The sequence below is a fragment of the Pantoea sp. SO10 genome, from assembly GCF_005281435.1.
Taxonomy (GTDB): Bacteria; Pseudomonadota; Gammaproteobacteria; order Enterobacterales; family Enterobacteriaceae; genus Pantoea; species Pantoea leporis.
On the sequence record NZ_CP040095.1, the window covers coordinates 424,302 to 448,520 of the forward strand.

At 57.3% G+C, this 24,219-nt stretch carries 19 protein-coding genes and 1 pseudogene; 13 read left to right on the forward strand and 7 right to left on the reverse strand.

Annotated features, from left to right (window positions below; all coding sequences use genetic code 11):
- The first annotated feature begins 29 nt into the window (after positions 1 to 29).
- From FCN45_RS01870 to FCN45_RS01880, 3 genes are all read left to right on the forward strand, one after another.
- On the forward strand, positions 30 to 398 hold the full coding sequence (locus FCN45_RS01870) for a helix-turn-helix domain-containing protein (protein WP_101762352.1): 369 nt from the start codon (positions 30 to 32) through the stop codon (positions 396 to 398).
- Between the two features lie 175 nt (positions 399 to 573).
- Complete coding sequence (locus FCN45_RS01875) at positions 574 to 1,464, forward strand: LysR family transcriptional regulator (RefSeq protein WP_137384993.1); 891 nt, start codon at positions 574 to 576, stop codon at positions 1,462 to 1,464.
- Between the two features lie 112 nt (positions 1,465 to 1,576).
- Positions 1,577 to 2,788, forward strand: coding sequence for an MFS transporter (locus tag FCN45_RS01880; protein WP_137384994.1), 1,212 nt, complete (start codon positions 1,577 to 1,579; stop codon positions 2,786 to 2,788).
- 186 nt (positions 2,789 to 2,974) lie between these two features.
- On the opposite strand, the gene FCN45_RS01885 is transcribed toward FCN45_RS01880, so the two are convergent.
- A complete protein-coding gene (locus FCN45_RS01885; protein ID WP_137384995.1) occupies positions 2,975 to 5,365 on the reverse strand; it encodes a glucose/quinate/shikimate family membrane-bound PQQ-dependent dehydrogenase in 2,391 nt (796 codons plus the stop codon).
- Positions 5,366 to 5,649: 284 nt separating this feature from the next.
- Positions 5,650 to 6,249 (reverse strand): hypothetical protein, encoded by a 600-nt coding sequence (locus FCN45_RS01890; protein WP_137384996.1) that lies wholly within the window; start codon positions 6,247 to 6,249, stop codon positions 5,650 to 5,652.
- 419 nt (positions 6,250 to 6,668) lie between these two features.
- On the opposite strand from FCN45_RS01890, the gene FCN45_RS01895 reads away from it, so the two are divergent.
- Complete coding sequence (locus FCN45_RS01895; RefSeq protein ID WP_137384997.1) at positions 6,669 to 7,907, forward strand: MFS transporter; 1,239 nt, start codon at positions 6,669 to 6,671, stop codon at positions 7,905 to 7,907.
- Between the two features lie 64 nt (positions 7,908 to 7,971).
- On the opposite strand, the gene FCN45_RS01900 is transcribed toward FCN45_RS01895, so the two are convergent.
- On the reverse strand, positions 7,972 to 9,132 hold the full coding sequence (locus FCN45_RS01900; protein ID WP_137384998.1) for a Gfo/Idh/MocA family protein: 1,161 nt from the start codon (positions 9,130 to 9,132) through the stop codon (positions 7,972 to 7,974).
- A gap of 267 nt (positions 9,133 to 9,399) precedes the next feature.
- Here FCN45_RS01900 and FCN45_RS01905 point away from each other — a divergent pair, with 267 nt between their 5' ends.
- Both FCN45_RS01905 and FCN45_RS01910 read left to right on the forward strand, forming a co-directional pair.
- The gene (locus FCN45_RS01905) at positions 9,400 to 10,278 is read left to right on the forward strand and encodes a BadF/BadG/BcrA/BcrD ATPase family protein (RefSeq protein WP_210082028.1); all 879 of its coding nucleotides are present in this window, start codon (positions 9,400 to 9,402) and stop codon (positions 10,276 to 10,278) included.
- An 18-nt stretch (positions 10,279 to 10,296) separates the two neighbouring features.
- Complete coding sequence (locus FCN45_RS01910; RefSeq protein WP_137384999.1) at positions 10,297 to 11,421, forward strand: ROK family transcriptional regulator; 1,125 nt, start codon at positions 10,297 to 10,299, stop codon at positions 11,419 to 11,421.
- Between the two features lie 78 nt (positions 11,422 to 11,499).
- Here FCN45_RS01910 and FCN45_RS01915 read toward each other — a convergent pair whose 3' ends face one another.
- Both FCN45_RS01915 and FCN45_RS01920 read right to left on the reverse strand, forming a co-directional pair.
- Entirely contained in the window at positions 11,500 to 12,591 is a 1,092-nt protein-coding gene (locus tag FCN45_RS01915; RefSeq protein WP_137385000.1) for an ABC transporter ATP-binding protein, read from the reverse strand.
- Positions 12,592 to 12,604: 13 nt separating this feature from the next.
- Positions 12,605 to 13,204 carry a GNAT family N-acetyltransferase gene (locus tag FCN45_RS01920; protein ID WP_137385001.1) on the reverse strand — a complete coding sequence of 200 codons (600 nt, stop codon included), beginning with the start codon at positions 13,202 to 13,204 and terminating at the stop codon, positions 12,605 to 12,607.
- A 528-nt stretch (positions 13,205 to 13,732) separates the two neighbouring features.
- Between FCN45_RS01920 and FCN45_RS01925 the strand changes: the two genes are divergently transcribed.
- From FCN45_RS01925 to FCN45_RS01940, 4 genes are all read left to right on the forward strand, one after another.
- Positions 13,733 to 15,076, forward strand: a complete 1,344-nt coding sequence (locus tag FCN45_RS01925; protein WP_008105576.1) for an ABC transporter substrate-binding protein — start codon at positions 13,733 to 13,735, stop codon at positions 15,074 to 15,076.
- 59 nt (positions 15,077 to 15,135) lie between these two features.
- Positions 15,136 to 16,008, forward strand: coding sequence for a carbohydrate ABC transporter permease (locus FCN45_RS01930; RefSeq protein WP_101762375.1), 873 nt, complete (start codon positions 15,136 to 15,138; stop codon positions 16,006 to 16,008).
- Complete coding sequence (locus FCN45_RS01935) at positions 16,008 to 16,823, forward strand: carbohydrate ABC transporter permease (protein ID WP_101762341.1); 816 nt, start codon at positions 16,008 to 16,010, stop codon at positions 16,821 to 16,823. The genes FCN45_RS01930 and FCN45_RS01935 overlap by 1 nt, the downstream gene beginning before the upstream one ends.
- Positions 16,824 to 16,902: 79 nt before the next feature.
- Positions 16,903 to 18,231, forward strand: a complete 1,329-nt coding sequence (locus FCN45_RS01940; RefSeq protein ID WP_137385002.1) for a glycoside hydrolase family 28 protein — start codon at positions 16,903 to 16,905, stop codon at positions 18,229 to 18,231.
- Between the two features lie 14 nt (positions 18,232 to 18,245).
- Here the strand turns inward: FCN45_RS01940 and FCN45_RS01945 are convergent.
- Positions 18,246 to 18,461: pseudogene (locus tag FCN45_RS01945) on the reverse strand (isocitrate/isopropylmalate family dehydrogenase); the annotation flags it as partial.
- A gap of 269 nt (positions 18,462 to 18,730) precedes the next feature.
- On the opposite strand from FCN45_RS01945, the gene FCN45_RS01950 reads away from it, so the two are divergent.
- From FCN45_RS01950 to FCN45_RS01960, 3 genes are read left to right on the forward strand one after another with little or no spacing between them, the layout of a single operon-like run.
- The gene (locus tag FCN45_RS01950; RefSeq protein ID WP_137385003.1) at positions 18,731 to 20,152 is read left to right on the forward strand and encodes a sodium:solute symporter family protein; all 1,422 of its coding nucleotides are present in this window, start codon (positions 18,731 to 18,733) and stop codon (positions 20,150 to 20,152) included.
- A gap of 1 nt (position 20,153) precedes the next feature.
- A complete protein-coding gene (locus FCN45_RS01955; protein ID WP_137385004.1) occupies positions 20,154 to 21,341 on the forward strand; it encodes an exo-alpha-sialidase in 1,188 nt (395 codons plus the stop codon).
- Complete coding sequence (locus FCN45_RS01960; RefSeq protein WP_137385005.1) at positions 21,338 to 22,021, forward strand: SDR family NAD(P)-dependent oxidoreductase; 684 nt, start codon at positions 21,338 to 21,340, stop codon at positions 22,019 to 22,021. Before FCN45_RS01955 ends, FCN45_RS01960 begins: the two co-directional genes overlap by 4 nt.
- 109 nt (positions 22,022 to 22,130) lie before the next feature.
- Here FCN45_RS01960 and FCN45_RS01965 read toward each other — a convergent pair whose 3' ends face one another.
- Positions 22,131 to 24,086, reverse strand: a complete 1,956-nt coding sequence (locus FCN45_RS01965; RefSeq protein ID WP_137385006.1) for a sigma-54-dependent Fis family transcriptional regulator — start codon at positions 24,084 to 24,086, stop codon at positions 22,131 to 22,133.
- Positions 24,087 to 24,219: the final 133 nt, after the last annotated feature.

The window sequence follows — 24,219 nt, forward strand, 5'->3', positions numbered from 1 at the left end:
TGGACATATTGCCAACGCAGGAGAATCCCATGAATCAGCGCGAATTTATCCGTAGTTTGCTGGACTGGATAGAGAATAACTTAGGGCACGATCTGCATCTGGATGAAGTCGCACGCCGCTCGGGATACTCCCGCTGGCATCTGCAACGTCTGTTCCGTCAGCACACCGGCTTTTCACTGGCCGAGTACATTCGCCAGCGCCGGTTAACCGAATCTGCGCTGACGCTGATTAACAGCGATGAGGCGATTTTGCAGGTGGCGATGAGTTACGGCTTCGATACGCAGCAGGCTTATACTCGCACCTTCAAAAACTACTTCATGGTGACGCCAGGCCAGCTGCGCCGCCAGCGTCGCGTTGAGCCGGATCGTTTATTGTTCCCATTGGCGATGGCGAGTTGATGTATGCCTATGCGCATCATTCGTAGCGGCGCAATTTATTGCGCAATATCTGGATGGGCTCGTTGCCATCATTGATAAGCGCGATGAATCGCGCCGCTACGAAATGTACGCTGATGGACTAATGACGCCTTTTGCTTTTAAGCTGCTGTTCTCACTCTCTTAACTACCAGAGAACATGGATAACAGCGACAATCTCTCCGCCATGATGCTGTTTGCACGCGTCGTGGAACGGCAAAGCTTTAGCGAAGCCGCACGCACCTTAGGCGTCTCCAAATCCCACGTCAGCCGTGAAGTGGCGCGGCTGGAAGTGCGCCTCGGCATCAAGCTGTTGCAGCGCACCACGCGCAAAGTGGTGCTGACGGAGCTCGGCCAGGCTTACTATCCGTTCTGCGTGCGCATGCTGGAAGAGATGCATCGCGCCGACGCCTTTGTGCAGCAGGTACATCAACTGCCCGCAGGCAACGTGCGCTTGCAGGCGCCGATCACCTACGGCTGTCAGTGCGTGGTGCCGACGCTGAATGACTTTATTCGCCGCCATATTCACATCAACGTCGATCTCGACCTCACCACCAGCGATGACCCGCAACCCAGCGCCGACGTGGCGATTGTGATCCGCGCGCGTGCGCCCGACGCAGCCAATTATCGTGAACTCGCCAGCATTGATTGGGGCTTGTACGCCACGCCAGATTATCTGGCGGCGCATGCGCCCATTGATCATCCTGACCGCCTGATGCGTCACGACTTGCTGCTGTTTCACGGCCCCGCGCACACCGCCGCGCTGCCGTTTCGCCGTGATAAACAGCGCCTGGCGCTGGATGTGCACAGCCGTTTCCGCGCTAACAACAGCATGGCGCTGCTTAATGCCGCACTGGCAGGCACCGGCATCGCTTATCTGCCCGCTTATATGACGCAAGATGCCTTAGCGCGCGGCGAAATCCAGCAGGTGCTATCAGATTGGCAAATGGATCGCCTGCACAGCTATCTGTTGCTGAAAGAGCAGCCGCAACCCTCTTCGCCGGTCACCTTGCTGTGCGATGCGTTAATCAACACCCTTGGTACAGCGTAATTGTTGTTATCTGGCAACAATGCTGCGCCGCCTGGCAATTATCCGCGCTACTCTGTTTTCTGCACAGCGTCACTGTTAGCCTGCTAAAAAAGCAAAAAACAGGGATATCACCATGCAGCAACCTCCACTCGCGTTAGCGCCCGAACAGCAACACTGGAAGCGAAATTTATGTGTCTGCGTGCTGGGTTCGTTCAGCACCATTGTGGCGATGACGCTGCTGTTGCCGTTTCTGCCGCTCTACGTGCAGCAACTTGGCGTGCAGGAACCGGCGGCGATTGCGCGCTGGTCGGGTGCGGCCTACGGCGCCACCTTCCTCAGCGCCGCCCTGACCGCGCCGTTATGGGGCAAACTGGCCGATCGCTATGGCCGCAAACTGATGCTGATCCGCGCCAGCCTCGGCATGGCGATTGCCATGTCGCTGATTGGTATGGCCACCGCACCGTGGCAGCTGGTGGCGCTGCGTTTGCTGGCGGGTTTGCTCGGCGGCTACGCCTCGGGATCGACCATTCTGGTGGCGGCGCAAACGCCGAAAGAACAAACCGGCTGGGCGCTCGGCGTGCTGTCATCCGGCATTATGGCCGGCAACGTGGTAGGGCCGCTGCTGGGCGGCGTGTTGCCGCCGCTGATTGGCATTCGTCACACCTTCTGGCTGACCGGCGCGGTGATTTTTCTCGCCTTCCTCGCAACGACCTTTTTGCTAAAAGAGGTGCCGCGCTCCTCTGGCAAGAAAACCCCACAGAAGATTGCTGACGATGCGAAGTCATTCAATTTGCCCGTGGTGAGGCTAATGTGGCTGTCGGGCATGCTGCTGATTTTCGCCAATATGTCGATTGAGCCGATCATCACGCTGTATATCGGCCAGTTTGTTAACGGCGATCATGCGGTGACGGTCACCGCCGGATTGGTGATGGCGGCCGCCGCGCTCGGTAGCATTATCTCCGCGCCGCGTCTGGGACGGCTGGCCGATCGCGTCGGGCATGGTCGTGTGCTGGTGTATGGGCTGATAGTCTGCGCGCTGCTGCTGATCCCGCAGGCGTTTATCCGCGAAGCGTGGCAATTAGTGGTGCTGCGTTTTCTGATGGGTATGGCGCTGGGTGGATTGATGCCGTGCGTCACCGCGCTGATTCGTCACAGCGTGCCGCAGTCGCAGGTGGGCAAGATGCTGGGTTATTCAACCTCGGCGCAGTATGTCGGTCAGGTTTCAGGTCCGCTGTTCGGCGGCTTTATTGGCGGCGCGTTTGGTATGCGTCCGGTGTTTCTGGCGACCTGTGTGATCATGGCGCTGTGCGCGCTGTTAAATGCCCGGGTGCTGCGCAAGCGTTAAAGTTAAAACCCGCACATACCGTAGCGGCGCAATTTATTGCGCAATGCCTGGATGGGCGTCGAGCCGCCATTGGTATGCGCGATGAATCGCGCCGCTACGAAGTGTGCAATAACGAAACATCGAGCATAAAAAAAGGCGGACTTCGCAGTCCGCCTTTTCATTACATCAACACATCAACGCGAAAACTTACTTCGCATCAGGCAGTGCATAAGCAATCACATAATCGCCCAGCTTGGTGCCAAACGAACCGTGACCACCGGCAGCGATAACAACGTACTGCTTGCCATCCACTTCATAGGTCATCGGCGTTGCCTGGCCGCCTGCTGGCAGACGTGCCTGCCACAGCATTTCACCGGTGTTGGTGTCGAATGCACGCAGGTAGTTATCTGCGGTAGCACCAATGAAGAACACGTTACCGGCGGTGGTGATTGGGCCGCCCAGCATTGGCATACCCATTTTGAACGGCAGTGGCACTGGCGCGCTATCGCGAACCGTACCAATGCGTTTTTTCCACACGGTTTCGTTGGTCTTCAGATCAACGGCGGAGACATAGCCCCACGCCGGTTGTTTACATGGCAGACCAAACGGTGACAGGAACGGATTCAGCTCCACGCCGTACGGTACGCCGTACTGTGGCTGGATACCGGTTTCGGTGCCTGAACCGCCTTTGTCGTCAGCCGGTGGCTCGATCGGGTTGCCCGGACCGCGCGGAACCAGCTTGGACACAAACGGCAGCGCCATTGGGTTAGCAATCGCAATCTGACGATGTGGGTCAACTGCGATACCGCCCCATTCGAACATGCCAAGGTTGCCTGGGAACACCAGCGTTCCTTGCTCAGACGGCGGGGTGAACGGACCTTCATAGCGCAGACGCTTGAAGATCACGCGGCACACCAGCTGGTCGTACAGGGTCGCGCCCCACATGTCCTTGTCCGTCAGATTCTGTTTCGGACGGAAGGTCAGTTCGGAGTACGGCTGAGTAGGCGCAACGTGGTCACCTTTGGCGGCGCCCTGTGGAATCGGAGTTTCCGGCGCAGGGACAACCGGCTCACCGGTACGACGATCCAGGACAAAGATGTTACCGGTTTTCGCCGGTGCATAAATCACCGGTACGGTTTTGCCATCTTTAGTCGTGATATCGGCCAGCGTCGGCTGCGACGGCAGGTCCATATCCCACAGGTCGTGATGCACGGTCTGATACGACCACACCAGTTTACCGGTGGTGGCGTTCAGCGCCAGTACGCTGCTTGCATAACGTTCCTGCTCTGGTGTGCGGTTGCCGCCCCAGATATCTGGCGTTGACACACCCATCGGTAGGTAAACGATATCCAGTTTCGGATCGTACACCGCCGGTGCCCATGAGTTCGGTGAATTCATGGTGAAGCTGTGTTCATCCGCTGGAATCGCGTTTGGATCTTTGGCACCCGGATCGAACACCCACAGCAGTTTACCGGTGTTAACGTCGAAGCCACGGATGGCGCCTGACGGCTCACGGGTAGAGTAGTTATCGGTGACCGCACCCGCGACCACGATGGTGGTGTCGGTGATGACCGGCGGCGACGTCGGCTCATACTGGCCTGGCGTCAATACCGGCTGCTTGTGCTGCAGATCCAGTTCACCGTTGTTGCCAAAGGCAGCACAACGTTCACCGGTTTCCGCATCCAGCGCGAACATGCGGCCATCATTCACCGGCAGGTAAATGCGGCGTGAGCACAGCGCAGGTTGGGTATTGGCCGCATCGGCCGCAGCAGGCACTTCGTGGTAAGAAACGCCACGGCAGGTCACGTGCTGGAAGGTTGGATTCGGCTTCAGGCCCGGATCAAATTTCCACTTCTGCTTACCGGTTTTGGCATCCAGCGCAAACAGAATCTGGTGCGGTGAGCAGAGATACAGGGTGTCACGGATTTTGATTGGCGTGACTTCATCGGTGATTTCGCCCGGATCGTTTGGCGTCTTCAAATCGCCGGTCTGGAACTGCCAGGCAACCTGCAGCTCTTTCACATTACCGGTGTTGATCTGCTTCAGCGGGGAGAAGCGGGTGCCTTGCTGGTCACGCGCATACGCCGGCCAGTCAGCATCAGCGATGTTGCTCAGCGGCTGTGCCTGCGGAGCATTGGCTGCTGCCGCTGGAATTTCACCGTTCAGCTCTTGCGGATCGTGGAATACCGCCCACGCCAGCACCAGCACGCTGGCAAGCAGCGCCACTGTCAGCAGCGCCAGAGCGCCTTTGCCGGCATTATTCAGACCGCGATACACAAACGGCAGAATCAGCCAGATGCCGAAGATCACCAGCACATCGGTACGCGGTGCCAGCGCCCAGAAGTCGAAACCGACTTCCCACACGCCCCACACCAGCGTTGCCAACAGCAGCAATGCGTACAGCAGTAATGCTGAGCCGCTACGGCGCCACAGCAGAATAGCGGTGATCAACATGACCACACCGCCAATAACGTAGTACCAGGAACCACCAATGGCGGCTAACCAAACGCCACCAACCAGCATAAACGCGCCCGTCAGCAGTGCAAAAAGCACTGTGAGAAAACGGATTACGCCAAAAGATGAGGAAGCTTTCCCCATAATATTGACCTCTTTCTTTGCCATTAAAAACTAAAAAGGAAACAACGCGTTGGGTTGCTTCCCGACATAGAGTACGAAATAACGAAACGGTTCGAACGACGCTTTCCATGCGGCGAGATGTTCCCTTTGCGTTAAATTTTATCTTAAAAACGTTAAAGGGTTTGATATTTTTAGTGCTTTGCACTCGTTGAAGGGAAGTACTGCGACATTTTATGAGGGAATAAAGGTGTTATGTCCGGTTAGATCGGGCCACAACACCTAAGAGCAACACATTGTGTAAACGTTTACCCTTCAAACAGCGTGCTGCTGGTGCGTTGTTCCTGCCAGCCGCTCAAATTAAGTTGAGCATAGTGCTCAGCGGGCAACGTTAACTGTGGCGTGCGTAATATTACTTCCACTTCTCTTTCACGACAGGATTCCAGCAGAAAAGGAAAGCTGAACTTGAGATAATTATCGTGAAAAAACTCGTCGGTCAGCGCAATACCGCTAAATGGAAACGCAGCGATATTCTTCCAGCAGGTGCCGGGCGGTGCCAAATCATAGAGCCAAAATGAGAAACGCTCTGCGGCCCTACGTAAAGCACTATCTTGCTGAACTAAATCGGCATAATTGATTGCCAGCTGTACATTCTCATCCTGCAGGCTGGAATAAATTTCCGGATCCTGTAAAAAACGCACAAGGTTATTTCCCGTTAACGGGATGATTATTAATTCGGGTGTATCCGGCAACTGATTATGCAGCGAAATTATGTTGTGTCCATTAAGTATTGCTGTGTTTTCCTGTTCGCAATGCATAAAGGGGGCTGAATAACACACGCCAGCTAGCGCCCCGTCGAAGCGATGGATGCGCTCAGTAACATAAGGATTATAAGAACTGTTTTCCATTTATCTCTGTGAATAAATTAATTAACTGGAGCGTCTTAATTATTATAAGGACGGCGGGATAATGAAATCTAAACACAGTAAATATAGATCGTTTTGTTTATCAAGATCACCTTTTTTTAACTGTCACTGATAGAGAGATATTAGGCGCTGAGCAGGATGAATTAATCGGCTATTGCCATATTGGGAAACTTTTGGATATTTTCATCTCATAACCATCAGCCTGCTAATATTAAGAGCTCCATGCTTAGCTAATTTTTGGATAAGCTTCTGTTTTTAAACAGCACGGCTAGCCATTGCCTGGCTCAGTAAGATGCCGCACTCTGTGGCCTGAAAAAATAAAGCGGAAGCCGCAACGTGGCTTTTCACCAGGTTGGTGCAACGACGCTAACCGATGTAATTGTTTAGGATGGGATAAAACTATGGGTTCTCCAGTCTCCGCAGCAGAGGATTCATTGCTGCGGCACAGGTCGTTTGTCGCCTTTTGGCTGGCGCGCACCTGTTCATCGTTTGGTTTTCAAATGTTTTCGGTCGCGGTCAGCTGGCAAATCTACGCGTTGACCCACAGCGCGATGGCGCTCGGCATGATCGGTCTGATGCAGTTTCTGCCTTCTGTACTGCTGGCGCTGCCCGCCGGGCATCTGGCCGATCAGCTTGACCGTCGTCGTATCGTATTGCTCGGACAATTTATTGAGTGGCTGGCGCTGCTGGGGCTGGTTGCGCTCACGCTGATGAACTGGGCGGGCAAGATCGAGATTTGGGGATTGGTGTTTCTGATCTCCGTCGCCAAGGCGCTTGAGTGGCCAGCGATTACCTCGATGCTGCCGGCGCTGGTGCCGCCGCCGATTCTGGCGCGCGCCATGGCCGCCAGTTCGGTGGGCGGACAGGCGGCGGTGATTATCGGCCCAACGCTCGGTGGCTTTCTTTATGTCGCCGGTCCGCAAGTGGTGTATGGCGTCTCGGCGCTGTTCTATCTGTTCTCCATCGTGCTGGTGAGTCGACTGCGCTATGAGCGGCCGCCGCAGGCGCGCTTGCCGATGAATCTGCCGAACCTGTTTGCCGGCGTGCGCTTTATCCGCGATCGCAAAGATGTGCTCGGCGTGATTTCACTCGATCTGTTTGCCGTGCTGCTGGGCGGCGCCACCGCGCTGCTGCCGATCTTCGCGCAAGATATCCTGCATACCGGGCCGTGGGGCTTGGGCATCCTGCGCGGCGCGCCGTCGGTCGGTGCGCTGCTGGTTGGCGTGTGGCTGAGTCGTCACAAGCTGGAAAAGAACGTCGGCATGATCATGTTCGGCTCGGTGGCCGGTTTTGGCGTGGCGACGCTGGTGTTCGCGCTCTCCACGCAGCTGTGGCTGTCGGTGATCGCGCTGGCGGCGTTGGGCGGCTTCGATATGGTCAGTATGGTGATTCGCGGCGCGCTGGTGCAACTCGATACGCCGGATGACATGCGTGGCCGCGTGAATGCGGTCAACGCCATCTTCATTAATACTTCGAATCAGCTCGGCGAGTTTGAGTCAGGTTTACTGGCGGCATGGATGGGCGCGGTGCCCGCGGCGGCGATTGGCGGCATCGGCACGCTGATCGTGGTGGGCGTGTGGATGACGATTTTCCCGCATCTGCGTAAGCGGCAGAAGCTGGAAAACGAAACCGTTACCTAACTTCAACATCGCGCGATGAATCGCGCCGCTACGGTTTGTAGCGGCGCAATTTATTGCGCGTGTCTTACGCGGTTGCTGCTTTCCCCAGGTTGGCGTCAAATTTTTTCCAACTCTCCGTCATATCCACCACGGTTTTCGATTTTCGCGCTTCATCGATTTTGATCGCAGTGAGGCCCGCTTCCAGTGCGTCCACCACTGAAACCTTCAGCGGCGTTCCCTGTGTAATGTGTTTCACAATCTCTTCGGCCATCAGCGCATCTGCGCCGTAATGGCCGTCATAGGCATTGCCGTCATACTCGGTATCCACTTCGCGCGCACCGGTGCGCGCGTTGTGCACGCGGAAGTAGTTACGCACGAAGTCACCTTCGGCCATGCCATCGGTGCCCATCACGCAGAAGCGGCGGAACTCATCCGGTACATTTAGGTTGGCGTGGAAGGCGAGGGTCGCGCCACCGGCATACTCAATCAGCGCGGTTTGGTAATCGACGATATCGGCATCGCCGTCAAACACCGCATCGGTACTCGACCAGCCGCTCGGTTTAACGTGATACACCTCTGACTGCGCTGTTACCGCACCTTTAGGCGCGTGCTGCGGGGTGAAGTTTTTGCGTCCGCCAAAGCTGGCAACACGAACCGGACGCTCGCCGACCAAACCCTGGTAAAGATCGATATCGTGGCAGCATTTTTCCAGAATATACGGGCCGGCGTACTTCTCCAGACGACGCCAGTCGCGCTGGAAGAACGCACCGTGATACGGCTTGATGTGTTCGGTGGCTTCAATTGAGGTGATTTCGCCGAGGCGATCTTCATCGCGCGCGGTGAGCAGGTCGCGATAGAGCGGTGAGTAGCGCAACACCAAACCGACCAGAATGCGCTCGTGACCATATTGCTGCACCAGCTGCGCCATCGCCATGGTCTGCTCTTCGTTGATCACCACCGGCTTCTCGGTGAACACCGTGTAGCCCGCCGCTAAGCCCTGACGAATGTGTTCAAGGTGCATAAAGTTCGGCGAACCCACCAGCAGCAGATCAAAGCCGCCGTGTTGCAACAGCGCATCCACGCTAGCAAACGCGGTGCCCGCGTCGATGCCAAAGCTGTGCAGATTCGGTAATCCCGCCGGAGCCGGATCGACATAACCCACCACGGAAAACGCTGTGTCGGCTTTGTTGAACTCTTTCACCACATGGGAAAGCCGAAAGCCCAGACCAATAATGCCCACTTTCATGTTGTACCCCTGAAGCCCGTTGCCTTTGAGCCGCCCGACCTGTCAGGCTGCTGATAATCTGACCGTTAACTTATTACGACAGAAAAACTAATGTCAATCCGTGTGGCTGATCTCAATTGGTGAAAAATTGTTATTTATATGATTTATATCTATTTTAATTAACTATATGGATTGCCTATTTATTTATTATTGCGATTTAAGTTTTTTTCCCCTATCTTTCGCACATCTATAAGCGTCATACCGTTTCGGGCTGGCAGGAGGAAGCGCGTGCAATCACTAATGCTGGGTATTGATGGCGGTGGTACGCACTGTCGTGGACGCCTGACCGACAGCGCCGGACGCCTGCTGGCGGAAGCCAAAGGCGGTCCCGCTAACGTCTGGTCGCAGTTTGATGCCGCCATCATGGCCATTGATCAGGTCATTGACGATCTGTTCACGCAGGCGAATTTACCCGCTGAAGCGCGCGACCGCACGGTGATCGTCGCCGGTTTGGCGGGCGCGAACGTTGCCTCGGTGCAAAGCCGTCTCGCCAGCTGGCAGCCACGCTGTCAGGCGCGCTATCTGTTTACCGATGTCGAAATCGCCTGTGCCGGTGCGCACGCCGGTGCGCCAGGCGCAGTGTTTATTATTGGCACCGGCAGCCAGGGCGCGGCCTGGGATGGCACGCACTTCACGCTGCTCGGCGGCTGGGGTTTTGCCCTGTCAGATGCCGGTTCGGGTGCGATTCTCGGCCAACGCGCGCTGCGGCTGGCGCTGCTGGCGCACGAAGAGATTGTGCCCGCCTCGGCGTTAACGCAGCGCATCATGGCAAGCTATCAAAACAGCCCGGAACAGCTGCTGATGTGGTCGAAACAGGCGACACCCGCTGATTGGGGCCGCGTGGTGCCTGAGGTGTTCGCTGCCGCGCAGCAGGGCGATGTGCACGGCACAGCGCTGGTGCAGCAATCCGCCGCGGATATCGTGCAGATGGTGCAGCCGCTGCTGGCGCGCAGCCACGGCAAGCTGGCTTTGATGGGCGGATTAGCCGCGCCCATTCAGGCGTGGCTACCGGCGGATATCGCCGCGCTGCTGGTGCCGCCGCAGGGCGATGCCCTAAGCGGTGCGCTTCGCCTGGCCATGCAGTTCAGCCTGACACTTCCCGCTTAACTTCAGATAAAGAGGCTCATGAGCGCTCCCAACGTAACCGCGCGCATTCTGCGGCTGATTGTCGAAAATGCGCCTATTAGTCAATCCGATCTCAAAGTGCGCAGCGGCCTGAGCATGTCGACGGTGTCGCAAGCCACCAATCGTCTGCTGACCGGCGGCATCGTGCAGGAGCTGGGGCTACGTCGCGTCTCAATGGGGCGGCCCAAAACGCTGCTCGGCCTCAATCCGGATCACGCCAGCGTGGTGGGGATTCAGCTTAATGCCGAACGTAACCTGATGGTGCTGACCGATCTCAGCGGCAACATCATCGGCGAGCAGCAAATTCCTTCCGGCGCGATGACGCCCAAACAGCTCGGCGATGCGCTGGCGAAGTTTTTGCGTGGCGTTGAGGGCAAAAAGGTTGGGGCGATTGGTCTGGCGCTGTCGGGTTTGGTCGATGCCAGCAATGGCGTTTGCGTGCTGTCACGCGCGCTAGGCTGGGATAACGTGCCGATTGCCCGTCTGCTGGAAGAGCGCTTCTCGCTGCCGGTATTTATTGAAAATGACGCCAACGCGCTGGCGATGGCGGCGCTGGTGTTTGGTCAGCTCGGTCATGCGCAGTCGGCGGTGATAGCTACGTTCGGCAAAGGCATCGGCGCGGGGATTCTGCTCGATCGCCAGCTTTATCGTGGTCGTCACGGCAAAGCCGGTGAGATTGGCGTGTCGCTGCTGGGCGATGGTTCTGAGCGTCTGCTGGAGGATGTGGCGTCGTCGCAGGCGATTCTGCAGCGCGTGGTGGCCACCACCAAAGAAGAGGTGCCGCATACGCTGCGCGATCTCGATGCACGTCCAACGCCGGAGGTGCTGAGCGCGCTGGCCGAGGCCGGGCAGCATTTGGGGATGTCGCTGGCGAATCTGTCGGTGGCTTACGATCCGGACGTGGTATATCTGGCGATGGAGCCGCAAATGGCTTCGCGCATTTTGCTCGACCACGTTACGCAGAGTTTCCAGACTTACCGTTTGAAGCTGACGCCGCACATGACGCCGCTGCAGTTCCTTACGGAATCCAACCGCATGTGGGCGCAGGGCGCTGCCGGGTTTGCGGTGAATAAGCTGCTGGATTTGTTGGCCGCACAGGCCGATGAAGAGATCGCACCGCAATAATGAATCACGCGATAAATCCCCGCCCATTCCGTCGCGGCGCGATTTATCGCGCCGCGACGAAAAGATGCGGCTTTTACCTTATCTGAGTCGCAAACCCTGCTCATCAAACAATAAACAGTGCTCGGCACGCAGCTGATAACTCAGCCGCTCGCCAATCGCGTGTTCCGCCACGTTACGCTCCTCAATCACCAGCAGCTTCTCTTCGCCAATATCGAGATAGAGATAATTGGTGTGTCCCAGCATCTCGCTAAACGACAACTCGCCGCTAAAACTCAGGGCATCCTCATTGCTGCTCACTGGCTGGAAATGCTCTGGACGTACGCCCAGCGTGATTTTCTGCCCTTCGCGGCACGACGCGGCGATCGGCAACGTAAGCTGATTAATGCCCAGCGCCGGCACGCGTAACTGCACCGCGCCCGGCGCGATCGCGGCCACTTCGGCAGTGAGGAAATTCATCTTCGGCGAGCCAATAAACCCGGCGACAAATAGGTTATCGGGATCGCGATACAGCGCCATCGGCGCGCCGACTTGCTCAATGCGGCCCTGACGCAGCACCACAATGCGATCCGCCAGCGTCATCGCCTCCAGCTGATCGTGCGTCACGTAGATCATGGTGTTGCCCAGCGAAGCGTGCAGGCGAGCAATCTCAATGCGCATCTGCAAACGCAGCTCGGCATCGAGGTTCGACAGCGGCTCATCAAACAGAAAAATGCGCGGATGGCGGATTATCGCGCGGCCAATCGCCACACGTTGCCGCTGTCCGCCGGACAGCGCGCGCGGTAAGCGGTCAAGAAATTCTGTCAGATGCAGGCGCGCCGCAGTCTGTTTGATCGCCTGCTCAATTTCCGCTTTCGGGCGCTTCATTACTTCCAGCGGATAGGCCAGATTGCCGCGCACCGTCATGTTCGGGTAGAGCGCATAGGACTGAAACACCATGGCGATGCCGCGCTCGGTGGCGTGCTGATCGGTCATATCGGCGCCTTCAATCAGCAACTTACCGTCGGTGATCTCCTCCAGCCCGGCAATCATGCGCAGCAGCGTAGATTTCCCGCAGCCGGAAGGGCCGACAAACACCACGAATTCGCCGCTGTTAATGGTGAGATCGATGCCATGAATCACGTTTACATTTTCGTAGGACTTTTTAACGTTTTGCAGATGCAGGCTGGTCATGCGATGCCTCGAATCAGAGAAGTTGGCCCATATAAATGGCGTTGCTGCGCACAATCGGCGTGAAGCCAAGGCGCTGATAAAAGCCGCACACCTGCTCGTTCTGCAGGCTGACGCCGAGATAAACGCCCGGCACGCCCGCGGCACGCAGATCGTGTAGCAGCTGTTCAATCAGCTTGCGGCCCCAGCCACCTTGCTGCGCGGCGGGTAACAGATTGATGTGCAGATGCGCAGGCCATTGCGTCACCAGCTGATCCGCTGCCGCATCGGGCTGATGAATCGCTTCCAGCACTTTGCTGTCGAGCGGCGCCTGCGGCGCGTAATCGCGATATAGCTGTTGCAGCTGTGGCCACCAATCAGTATTCAACTTTGCTTCGAAGGCGCGCGTATCGGGCGCGGCGACCGCGTAGCCGACTACCTCGCCGTGCTGTTCCAGCACATAAGCAAATTCGGGCGCAAAGCGCGCGTAGGGAATGACAAAGCGCAGGCCGGGCAGCGCGGGATCGGAGTAGAGCGCGCTGGCATCGGTGCCGGCATTGGCGGTCTCTAAGCAGATGCGCGACAAGGCGGGAAAATCTGCCTCGCTGGCGCGACGAATAACACCTTCAGCCGTCATGGTGGAGCCTCTGTGGTCAGGAGATGAACAGATTTTACGGTAAAGAAAGCCGACTTAGTTTTCAAGGTGTAATAATTGCGCTGGCGCACAAAGCTGATGCGAACTATAACAACAAAGCATGACTGGGCGGCTGACAAACTCACGCGCAGCGCCGGTGTGAGCGCTGGTTGAAAGCACATTGCCTTTCGCTTACCTATTGCCGTGATGATAACTATAGGATTTTCATATGCTCTATCAGTAGGTTAAAGCAGCTCGCCGGGCTGAGTGATTTATACTGATGCTCAGGCTTTACTGTGCAGCGCTGTCCGGTTTGCGCGCTGAATCGCAGCATCCTCTGCTGTTCTGGCGGCTTTTCTTCTTACTCTTTGCACTGTATCACAGAGCAAAAATTCCGCAGTGGCGATGTTTGACTTTCTTTTGTGCATAAAGTAAGTATGAATTATGTGCGTTGTCGCTGCTGAATCAACCTGCCGGGAATCGCAGGTGTCGAGATGAAGGGATGCCAGTCATCTGTTGGAGAAACCGAGCATGATGTGTGATTCAACCAATCGTCCTTCCCGTTTGCAAAGTTCACTGCGCACGGTGTCGCGTCTGGTCTCCGCCGGGATTCTGCTCGGTGCGACCATGGCAGCCGCGCAGGCCGTTACCCTGAATGAGTGGGACATTTACAACTATCCGCAGCAGACCGAAGCGGTGGATGAAGCGGTAAAAGCGTTCCAGCAAAAGAATCCGGGCATTGTGATTCAGCGTTCGGTGCACTCCTTCGAAGACACGCGCATTCCGCTTAAGCTGGCGCTGACCGCCGGTGACGGCCCGCAAATCGCCCAAGTGAATCAGGGCGGCGGCGATATGGGCTCGCTGGTGAAAGACAAGCTGCTGTGGCCACTGGATGATTACGCCAAAACTTACGGCTGGACCACGCGCTTCCCGGATTCGATCCTGAAGCGTAACCGCTGGTCAGATAAACAAGATTTCGGCAGCGGCAAACTCTACGGCGTGGCGAGCCTTGGCGAGATGGTGGGTTTGTACTACAACAAAGCGCTGCTGGATAAAGCCGGTGTCGCGGTACCTAAAACCCTGCCGGAACTCGAACAGGCGATGGAGAAACTTAAAGCCGCCGGTACACCGCCGATGATGCTCGGCCTGCTCGACGGCAACATGGGCCAGCAGCTGCTCAGCACCTTGTGGGAAGCGCAGATTGAGAGCAGCGACCGGAAAAAACTCGACGATCTGATTTACGACGTGGGCGGCACGTTCAAAGACGACAAGCTGGTGAAAGCCGCCAACCTGATGAAGGGCTGGAACGACAAAGGCTATCTGTTCCCCGGCTTCCAGGGCATTGGGCATGACGATGCGGCGACTCTGTTCCAGAATGGTCAGGCAGCGTTCCTGGTGAGCGGAACCTGGTATCTCGGCCAGTTTAAAGACAACAAAGATCTGCACTTCGCCGCGATGCCAGCGGGCGAGGGCGTGCAGCATCCGCTGATGGTGGGTGGCACCGATCTGGCGTTCTCCATCACCAGCACCGCCAAAGACAAAGCGCAGCAGGATGCAGCAGCGAAGTTCATCGATTACATCGTCTCAGATGAGATGGCGAACCGCTGGCTGAAAGTGGGCTTCCTGCCGGCCGGCACCAGCAAAAATGCGCAGATTCCGGCGGATAACCCGCTGCTGGCAGAAGCGTATCAGGTGTGGGTGACGCTAAATGACAACGATGGTCTCGGCCATTATCTCGACTGGGCCACGCCAACCATGAACGCTGAGCTGAATCAGAATGTGCAGCTGCTGCTGGCGGGACGTCAAACCGCCGACCAGATGGTGATCAACTTCGATAACAACTATCAACGTTACCTGAAAACCCTCAAGCACTGATGACGTACGGCCCGGCGTAAGTGGCCGGGCCGCGAACAGGCCCGCAAGCGAGTACGGTTATGCTGAATAAATCTGCCTGGCGCAATGCGCTCTATCTTCTGCCCGCGGTGCTGGTGTATGCGGTGTTTCTGCTGATGCCGCTGTTGGCCTCATTAGGGATCAGCTTCACCGAATGGGACGGCACCTCGTGGCCGATTTTCATCGGCATGGGTAACTATCTGCGCATGTTCCAGGATCCGGTGTTCTGGGTGGCGCTCGGCAATAATGCCTTGCTGATGCTGTTCTACACGCTGTTTCCGATTGGCGTTGGACTGCTGCTGTGCAGCTTCCTGTATGAGACGCGCAATAACAAAGAGCGCAGCGTGCTGCGTATCCTCTTCTTCCTGCCGTACATCATGCCGATGGCGGTGCTCGGCGTGGTGTGGCGCTGGCTGTATAACCCGGCGTTTGGCCCTATCGATCAGTTCCTGCGCGCCGTGGGTTTGCCGCAGCTGGCGAAGTCGTGGCTGGGCGATTTTACCTGGGCGCTACCCGCGGTCGGCTTTGTCGCCACCTGGTACTTCTTCGGTTTCTGCCTGGTGCTGTTTATGGCGGGCTTGCAACGCATGGATCCGTCGCTGCTGGAAGCGGCCGATCTCGATGGTTCATCACGCCGCCAGAAATTTATGCGCATTACGCTGCCGTCGCTGCGTCCGGAACTGCGTATCGCGCTGCTGCTGACGGTGATCGCCAGCTTGAAAGCCTTCGATCTGGTTTACGTGATGACGCAAGGCGGGCCGGGCACGTCCACTATGGTGACCAACATCTTTATGTATAAGCAGGGCTTTGACCTGCACTACTTCGGCTATGCCTCCGCCGTGGCGGTGTTCAGTATGCTGATTGTGTTAATGATCAACGGGTTAATTCATCTATGTCTACGGGAGCGTCACTGATGCGCGGCACGCCAACTGTCTCACGCGCGCTGATCTGGATTGTCGCGTTGATGACCATCCTGCCGTTTTTAATGGCGCTGATGACCTCGTTCAAAACCCAGATGGAGCTATTTCAGGGCGTGTTTACCTTGCCCTCGTCGCTCAATTTCAAAAACTACATCACCGCGTGGCAGCAGGGACATTTCAACGTCTACTTCATGAACTCGGTGCTGGTGGTGATTCCGGTGGTGATCTGCAGCATCCTGCTCGGCATTCTGGCGGGATTCGGTTTTGCCTGGCTGAAGATCCCCGGCAAAACGGTGGTTGCCGCGCTGCTGGGCCTTGGCATGGTGCTACCGAGTGAAGCCTTTATTATTCCGCTCTATCACGAGCTGCGCTGGATGGGCCTCACCAACACCTATCTGGCGCTGATTCTGCCGCAAATTGCCTTGTCGCTGCCGTTTACCACGCTGATGATTGCCACCGCGTTGCAGCAGGTGCCGCGCGAGCTGGTGGAAGCGGCGGTGATGGATGGTGCATCACGCCGCAAAATTCTCTGGGGCCTGCTGGTGCCGGCGATTTGGCCAACGCTGTCCACGCTGGCGCTGCTGCTGTTTATCTGGACGTGGAACGAGTTCCTTATCCCGCTGATTCTGGTGAATAAAGATGAGCTGCGCACCTTGCCGATCGGCATGATGTTTTTCCAGAACAAAAACACCATCGATATTCCGGTGCTAATGGCGGGCGCGATGATTGTCATCCTGCCGCTGGTAGCGGTGTTCCTGGTGTTCCAGCGCAAATTTATCAGCGGCGTCACCGAAGGCGCGGTGAAATAACCATCTTGTCCACCAGCAAAAGGTTTTGGTCATGCGGCGCGTGCTGCAATAGCGCATCGCCGCTATTCAGGAGAACCGCATGCACGTTTCACTGGCTGATTTCTATCCCATCGCCGATGGCGAAACGCTGGATACACACTGCTTCCAGCGCGCACTCAATCATCTGGCAACGCGCGGCGGCGGCACCTTATCCGTGCCGCCTGGCCGCTATCATCTCGGCACGCTGACGCTGGGTTCCAACATTAATCTGCATCTCGAAGCGGGCGCCACGTTGCTCGCCAGCTCACGCGTTGAGGATTATCAGCAGCAGCTGGCGCAGAGCCAGGCTGAACTGTCGCAGCATGTGCTGCTGTACGCCGTCGGGCAGCGTAATATCAGCATCAGTGGCAAAGGGGTGATCGACGGTAACGGCGATGCGTGGTTTGCTGCGGAAAAGGACGAGCAGGGTTATCGCCTGCCGCGTGCGCAGCGCCCGCGCATCGTGGTGTTTGAGGATTGCGAGCAGGTGACGCTGCAAGATTTCACCATCATCCAGGCGCCGATGTGGACGGTACATATGGTGAGTTGCCGCCATGTACATGTCGACCATCTCACCATCGATAACAGCATGAGCATGCCGAACACCGATGCGCTGGATATCGACAGCTGTGAAGCGGTGTTTGTCAGCAACAGCTACCTGAGCGCGGCCGATGATGCCATCTGCATCAAAACCAGCCAAAAACCCGCGCATCTGCGACGTGCCGCGCGACAAATCATGATCAGCAACTGCCTGCTGCGCTCCTACAGCTGCGCGTTCAAAATTGGCACCGAAACCTTCGATGACGTGGAAGATGTCACCGTCTCCGGCTGCACCCTCTTTGATTCCAACCGCGCGATTGGCTTGCTGTCGCGCGATGGCGGCCAGTTCCGCCGTTTGCTCTTCAGCAATATCACGCTGGCCTGCCGCCACGCGCCGCCGTGCCATTGGGGTAAAGCCGATGCGCTGTTTGTTTCAGTGCGCGCGCGCGATCCGGCGATAGCGCCGGGCAGCATTGAGCAACTGCAATTCAGCAACGTCAGCGGTGTGATGGAAGGAGCAATTAACCTGCATGCGGAACAACCGGGACAGATCCGTGATGTGATGCTGGCGAATGTGCAGCTGCGGCAAGTGGTAGCAGCAGGTGCGGATCAAGGGCATTACGATGTGCGCCCGCCGTGTAACCCCGAATCGCCGACCGGTATGGGGTTGGACAATGCGTACAAACTGGATAGCGCATCGGGCTTAGCGTACGGTGTTGCCGCCTATCCGGATGGCTTGCCGGGCGTGTTTGCGCGCGGCGTGGAGAATCTGCAGTTGCATAACGTGGTGATTACGCGCCCGCAGCCGTTGCCCCACGGCTGGCATGCGGAAACAGTGCAGATTCTTTAGGGCACGCCTGGAGGTTACAACGCAGCAGCGATAGCCGCGCCCAGCTCCTCGGTTGACGGGCGGCCGTCGAGCTCGCGCGTCAGGCTGTTGCCCGCCGCCAGCGTAAGCTCGATGGCATCCAACACCGCTGCGCCCGCTTCGGCGTAATCGAGGTGCTCCAGCATCATCGCGCCACTCCAAATCTGACCAATCGGGTTGGTCACCCCTTTACCGGCGATGTCGGGTGCCGATTCAAAGGCGCTGTAATTAATGCGTTGATTTTGATTATTTGTAATCATATTTGATGCTTTGTGAGCAGCATCAAACAAATTAAGCCCTGTTTAGCCTATAAAACGCCTCTAATATGCGTAAATTCATTCTTATTTGAGCGAAATGAATCATAAGCATAAGTGGGGTGGCGAAGTGCGTAGACACGGTGAATAACAACATCGGCCACCTCATCAACGGGACGCGTGAAGCCCAGCGCGTTCCACGACCCTACGTTATCGATGAGGCTGAAATGAAACAATTCTCTACAGAAGGGATGGTGATTATCGTCGGGATTGTCATTGCGTACATCCTGTTCACCACCTGGCTCACCTGGCGTCTGCGCAGTAAAAACAGCGGCGACTTTATGGCTGGCTCCAATGTGATGCCGGCATTTGTGGTGGGCGTGATGCTGATGTCGGAATACATCGGCGCAAAATCCACCATCGGTACGGCTCAGGCAGCTTTCGAAGATGGCTTTGCCGCTTCATGGTCGGTGATTGGTGCCGCCATCGGTTTCCCGCTGTTTGGTTTTCTGCTGGTAAAACGCATCTACAACACCGGTAAAATCACCATCTCTGCGGCGATCGCTGAACGTTATGGCAACTCCACCAAAAACATCATCTCGCTGATTATGATCTATGCGCTGTTGCTGGTTAACGTCGGTAACTACGTTAGCGGTGCGGCGGCGATCTCAACGGTGCTCAACCTCGATCTCACGACTGCTGCGGTGATCACCGCGATCGTCAGTACGTTCTATTTTATGTTCGGCGGCATGAAAGGCATCGCCTGGGTCACGCTGCTGCACAGCGGACTGAAATATATCGGTATTCTGATCATTCTCGGCGTGGCCCTGCACATGACCGGCGGCGTCAGCCCAATGATCAAAGAGATGCCGCATTTCTACTGGACGTGGGACGGCAACGTTGGCGGCAGCACTATTTTCGCCTGGATGATTGGAACTATCGGCTCGATCTTCTGTACGCAGTTTGTGATTCAGGCGATTGCCTCGACCAAAAGTGCCGAGTCCGCCAAACGTGCAACCTGGGTGGCGTTCTTCTTCTGCATGCCGATTGCCATTGCTATCGCGCTGATTGGCGTGGCGGCGAAATACCTGCATCCCGATATTAAAAGTCTCTATGCGCTGCCAGTGTTCCTGCAGGACATGAGTCCCTGGCTGGCGGGGATTGTCACCACCTCACTCGTGGCGTCGATCTTTGTCAGCGTCAGCACCGTAGCGCTGGCGATTGCCTCGCTGGTGGTAAAAGATTTCTATGTGCCCTATCGCAATCCGACGCCGGAGCGCGAGTTCCGCATGACGCGCTGGCTGTCGCTGCTGATCGGTTTCCTGCCGCTGATTTTCGTGCTGTTCGTGCCGGAAGTGTTGAAGCTCTCCTTCTTCACCCGCGCTATTCGGCTGTCGATTTCAGTGGTGGCAATCATTGCCTTTTACCTGCCGTTCTTTAAAAGCACGCGCGGCGCCAATGCAGGCCTGATTGGTGCGTGTGTCATGACGTCAGTGTGGTATCTGCTCGGCGATCCTTTAGGTATCAACAACATGTACGTGGCGTTGATCACGCCTGCGGTCATCATGGTGATTGACCGCCTGATCCCTTCAAGCCAAACCCATGAGAAAAAAGCCCCGAAATCTTCAATGCAAAACAGTGGAGCCTGAAATGAGTGATTTAACCCTTAGCGTTGAACGCAGCGGTAACCTCCATTCGCACGCGCAGGATGCGCAACAGCTTACGGCGATGCTGCCTTCGGTCTGCCCGCAGAACCATGCGGCGAATCTGCTGCCGCTACCCAATGGCGACTTGCTGTGTGTGTGGTTTGGCGGCACGCAGGAAGGGATCGCCGATATTTCTGTGTGGTGCTCGCGGCTGAAAAGCGGCAGCACACAGTGGAGCGAGGCGGAAAAACTCTCTGACGATCCCACGCGATCCGAGCAGAATCCGGTGCTGTTCCTCGATCCCGACCTGGTGCTTTGGCTGCTGTGGACGGCGCAGAAATCCGGCAATCAGGACACAGCGATTGTGCGCTATCGTCAGTCACGCGATTTTGGCCGCAGCTGGGGGGCAATCGACACTTTGCTCGATCAGCCCGGCACCTTTATTCGCCAGCCGATTGTGGTGCTGCCAAACGGTAACTGGCTGCTGCCGGTGTTTTATTGCCGAACGCAGCCCGGCGTGAAATGGGTGGGTAACGATGATATCAGCGCGGTGAAAATCTCCAGTGATAAAGGCCAAAGCTGGCGCGATGTGGCGGTGCCAGACAGCCTGGGCTGCGTGCATATGAACATCACGTTGCTGCAGGATGGCAGCTTACTGGCGCTGTATCGCAGCCGCTGGGCCGATTTCATCTATCAAAGTCGTTCCACCGATGGCGGCGAAAGCTGGAGTGCGCCGCTGGCGACTGACTTGCCAAACAACAACTCGTCGATTCAGGTCACGACATTGCACAACGGCCATCTGGCGCTGGTGTTTAATGCCATGAGCGCCAGAGATGCCAGCGAGCGCCGCTTATCGCTGTATGACGAAATTGAAGATGAAGAGGATGACGGCGATGTGGCGGTGGCGGCCGAACCGTTGGTGCACAGCGGACGCAGCGCGTTTTGGGGCGCACCCCGCGCGCCAATGACGCTGGCGATTTCCGCCGATGGCGGCAAAAGCTGGCCATGGCAGCGTAATCTCGACGAGGGCGACGGCTACTGCATGACCAATAATTCGCAGCAAAAGCTTAACCGCGAGTTCTCCTATCCGAGCATCAAACAGAGTGACGATGGCGCGCTGCATGTGGCTTACACCTATTTTCGTCAGGCGATTAAATATGTGCGCGTCGATGAAAGCTGGGTGAAAGGATGAGCAGGCAGCGACACGCGCTGGTAACTGGCGTCAGCTCTGGCATAGGCGCCGCCATCGCCGATCATCTGTTGCAACAAGGTTGGCAGGTGACCGGTTTTAGCCGCACGTCGGTGCAGAACGATCATCCAGCGTTCACCTCGGTCAGCGTGGATCTGTTGGATGCCAATCTGCTGAAGCAGGCGCTACTGGCGCTGCCGAAGGTGGATGCGCTGGTGCATGCCGCAGGCATGATGGCGGCTGCGCCGCTCGGTGAGCTGGATGAGGAGCAGAGCGCGCGTTTGTGGTACCTGCACGTGCAGGTGGCGCAGATAATGGCAAATATCTTACAGCCGCAGATGACACAGGGCAATCGTATCTTGCTGGTTGGCAGCCGCACGTCACGCGGCGCGGCGAATCGCAGCCAGTACGTGAGCACCAAGGCGGCAATGGTGGGCATGGCACGCAGCTGGGCGGCGGAACTGGCACCCAAAGGCATCACGGTGAATGTGATTGCGCCGGGGGCGACGGAGACGCCCATGCTGCTGCAGCCCGGCCGCGCCAGTTCACCCCCAAAGCTGCCGCCGATGGGGCGCTATATCAAGCCACAGGAAGTGGCGGCGCTGGCAGGGTTTGTGCTGTCGCCTGCCGCCGATGCGATTACCGGGCAGGAGTTGGTGATCTGTGGTGGGGCGTCGTTGTAGTTTTTTCCCTCACCCTAACCCTCTCCCACAGGGAGAGAGAATTGAATAGTGCACCGACTAACTCCCTCTCCCAGTGGGAGAGGGCTGGGGTGAGGGCAACAAGTCGCACCTAACCGCGCCGCAATCCCGCCACATCCACCTGCCACTGATGCAGCTTGTTATACAGCGCGGTGCGTGAAATCCCCAGCAGCTGCGCGGACTGGCGCAGGTTACCTTTTTGCTCACGCACCACCTGCATCACATGCTGGCGCTCATTCTCCTGCAGCGAGGTCAATTCGCTGGCGACAGGCGCGTTACGCTGCACCATCTCTTCCGGCAGATCGTGGCGCTCAATCTCCAACCCTTCACACAAATTCACCATGCGCTCGACCAGATTCTCCAGCTCACGCACGTTGCCGGGCCAGTGCCACGCCTGTAAACAGCGCATCGCCTCAGCGGAGAGCTGCGGCGCGATGCGCTTCAGCCGGGTGCAGAGCGCCTGAATAAAGGTATTCACCAGGCCGGGAATATCCTCCTGACGCTCGCGCAGCGGCGGGATTTCCAGCGAAATCACATTCAGGCGATAGTAGAGGTCGCGGCGGAACGCGCCTTTTTCCACCGCATCCAGCAGATTGCAGTGGGTAGCGGCGATGATGCGCACGTTGACCTTGATGGGATGGGCCGCGCCGATTCGCACCACTTCGCCCTCCTGCAGCACGCGCAGCAGGCTGGTCTGCGCTTCGAGCGGCATCTCGCCAATCTCATCAAGGAACAAGGTGCCGCCATCGGCCAGCTCAAATTTGCCCGCCGAGCCGCCGCGTCGCGATCCGGTAAAAGCGCCGTCGACATAGCCAAACAGTTCGCTCTGCACCAGATCACGTGGCAATGCGCCGCAGTTCAGCGCGATAAAGGCCTCCTGCTGGCGCGGGCTGGCGTTGTGAATCGCCTGCGCGAACAGCTCTTTACCGGTGCCGCTTTCGCCGGTTAATAACACCGTACTGTCGCTGCGGCTGCTGGCGCGCGCTTTCTGAATCGCTTGCAGCACGCGCGGCGCGTGCCCGCGAATCATCTCAAAGGTGTAGCTGGCGCCGACGCCCATCACGCGGCGCGTAATGGCGCGGATACGTTTATTCTCGCGCAGCGACAGCACGCGGCCGCCGTCTGGCGCGGGCATCAGCGAAATCAGGCAGGAAAGGGGATGCTCGCCATCCGGCATAAATTGCAGCTCGCGGTCATTGCAGAACGGCATGGTGAGCAGCGATCCGCCTTGCGGTTGCAGCAGCACGTCGATCGGTCCGGCGCTGGGATCGAGGCCGCTAAAGATCTGGCGCGCATAGCGATTTAGCGTTTTGATGCGGCCGTGACGATCGCAGACGATTACGCCTTCGTTCAGGGTTTCGAGGATCGACTGCTGCTCGGCCAGCAAACGGCGCAGCATCAGCTGCTGACCAACCGCTTCGGCTGCCGCCTGCACCGTGCCGAGCGTATGCGCATTAAAGTTGTCAGGCGTGGCGGTCAGCGTGAGCACGCCAAGCAGCTGGCCGCCGGCATCGCGTACCGGTGCGGCAGCACATTGGCGATGGCGTTTGCGCAGATCCAGCTTCCAGTTTTCGCCGCTCAACACGTACACCAGCCGCTGCTCAATCAGGCAGCGCGCGGTGCAATTGGTGCCGAGCACTTCTTCGCGCAGGATGCTGCCGACCGGCGTCAGATCCGCGCCGCAGAAGTGCAGCGTCACGCCTTGCGCATCGGTCAGATTGATGTGGCCATCCGGGTTATACGCCAGCAGGTTTTCCATGATACTGCGCGCCGCGAGGATCAACTCGGCATTGTGCTCAAGGATCGCCGTCAGTTCCGCAGCGGGTGGCGAGACATAGGCAAAGGTGGCGGGATCGATCGCGCGCTGCTGCGATCGCCGCCACGACTGCAAAATGCTGTGCCGCATCCAGCCGGGCTGTTCACCGCGTTCGAAGCTGTGCCAGCCCTGCCACAACAACGTATCCCATTCGCCCACCTCCGCGCTGTCCGGCAAGCTGAAGATCGGATCGCTTTCATCTTTAAACGGCAAACGCTCACTGGCACGCATGTGACACTCCTGACCAATATGGAATGTCCATTTTATTGACATGTGAAGTTGACATGTAAATTTTGTTGCCAGATTGTGAGCTATATCTGTGTCATGCCTCACATAAAGCGGCGAATTGCAGTTGGCATCGCCT

Coding starts and splice junctions, on each gene's coding strand:
- FCN45_RS01940 (WP_137385002.1), top strand. CDS start 16,903: ATGCACGTTTCACTGGCTGATTTCTATCCCATCGCCGATGGCGAAACG.
- FCN45_RS01955 (WP_137385004.1), top strand. CDS start 20,154: ATGAGTGATTTAACCCTTAGCGTTGAACGCAGCGGTAACCTCCATTCG.
- FCN45_RS01880 (WP_137384994.1), top strand. CDS start 1,577: ATGCAGCAACCTCCACTCGCGTTAGCGCCCGAACAGCAACACTGGAAG.
- FCN45_RS01960 (WP_137385005.1), top strand. CDS start 21,338: ATGAGCAGGCAGCGACACGCGCTGGTAACTGGCGTCAGCTCTGGCATA.
- FCN45_RS01885 (WP_137384995.1), bottom strand. CDS start 5,365: ATGGGGAAAGCTTCCTCATCTTTTGGCGTAATCCGTTTTCTCACAGTG.
- FCN45_RS01870 (WP_101762352.1), top strand. CDS start 30: ATGAATCAGCGCGAATTTATCCGTAGTTTGCTGGACTGGATAGAGAAT.
- FCN45_RS01900 (WP_137384998.1), bottom strand. CDS start 9,132: ATGAAAGTGGGCATTATTGGTCTGGGCTTTCGGCTTTCCCATGTGGTG.
- FCN45_RS01930 (WP_101762375.1), top strand. CDS start 15,136: ATGCTGAATAAATCTGCCTGGCGCAATGCGCTCTATCTTCTGCCCGCG.
- FCN45_RS01920 (WP_137385001.1), bottom strand. CDS start 13,204: ATGACGGCTGAAGGTGTTATTCGTCGCGCCAGCGAGGCAGATTTTCCC.
- FCN45_RS01925 (WP_008105576.1), top strand. CDS start 13,733: ATGATGTGTGATTCAACCAATCGTCCTTCCCGTTTGCAAAGTTCACTG.
- FCN45_RS01965 (WP_137385006.1), bottom strand. CDS start 24,086: ATGCGTGCCAGTGAGCGTTTGCCGTTTAAAGATGAAAGCGATCCGATC.
- FCN45_RS01915 (WP_137385000.1), bottom strand. CDS start 12,591: ATGACCAGCCTGCATCTGCAAAACGTTAAAAAGTCCTACGAAAATGTA.
- FCN45_RS01935 (WP_101762341.1), top strand. CDS start 16,008: ATGCGCGGCACGCCAACTGTCTCACGCGCGCTGATCTGGATTGTCGCG.
- FCN45_RS01895 (WP_137384997.1), top strand. CDS start 6,669: ATGGGTTCTCCAGTCTCCGCAGCAGAGGATTCATTGCTGCGGCACAGG.
- FCN45_RS01950 (WP_137385003.1), top strand. CDS start 18,731: ATGAAACAATTCTCTACAGAAGGGATGGTGATTATCGTCGGGATTGTC.
- FCN45_RS01875 (WP_137384993.1), top strand. CDS start 574: ATGGATAACAGCGACAATCTCTCCGCCATGATGCTGTTTGCACGCGTC.
- FCN45_RS01910 (WP_137384999.1), top strand. CDS start 10,297: ATGAGCGCTCCCAACGTAACCGCGCGCATTCTGCGGCTGATTGTCGAA.
- FCN45_RS01890 (WP_137384996.1), bottom strand. CDS start 6,249: ATGGAAAACAGTTCTTATAATCCTTATGTTACTGAGCGCATCCATCGC.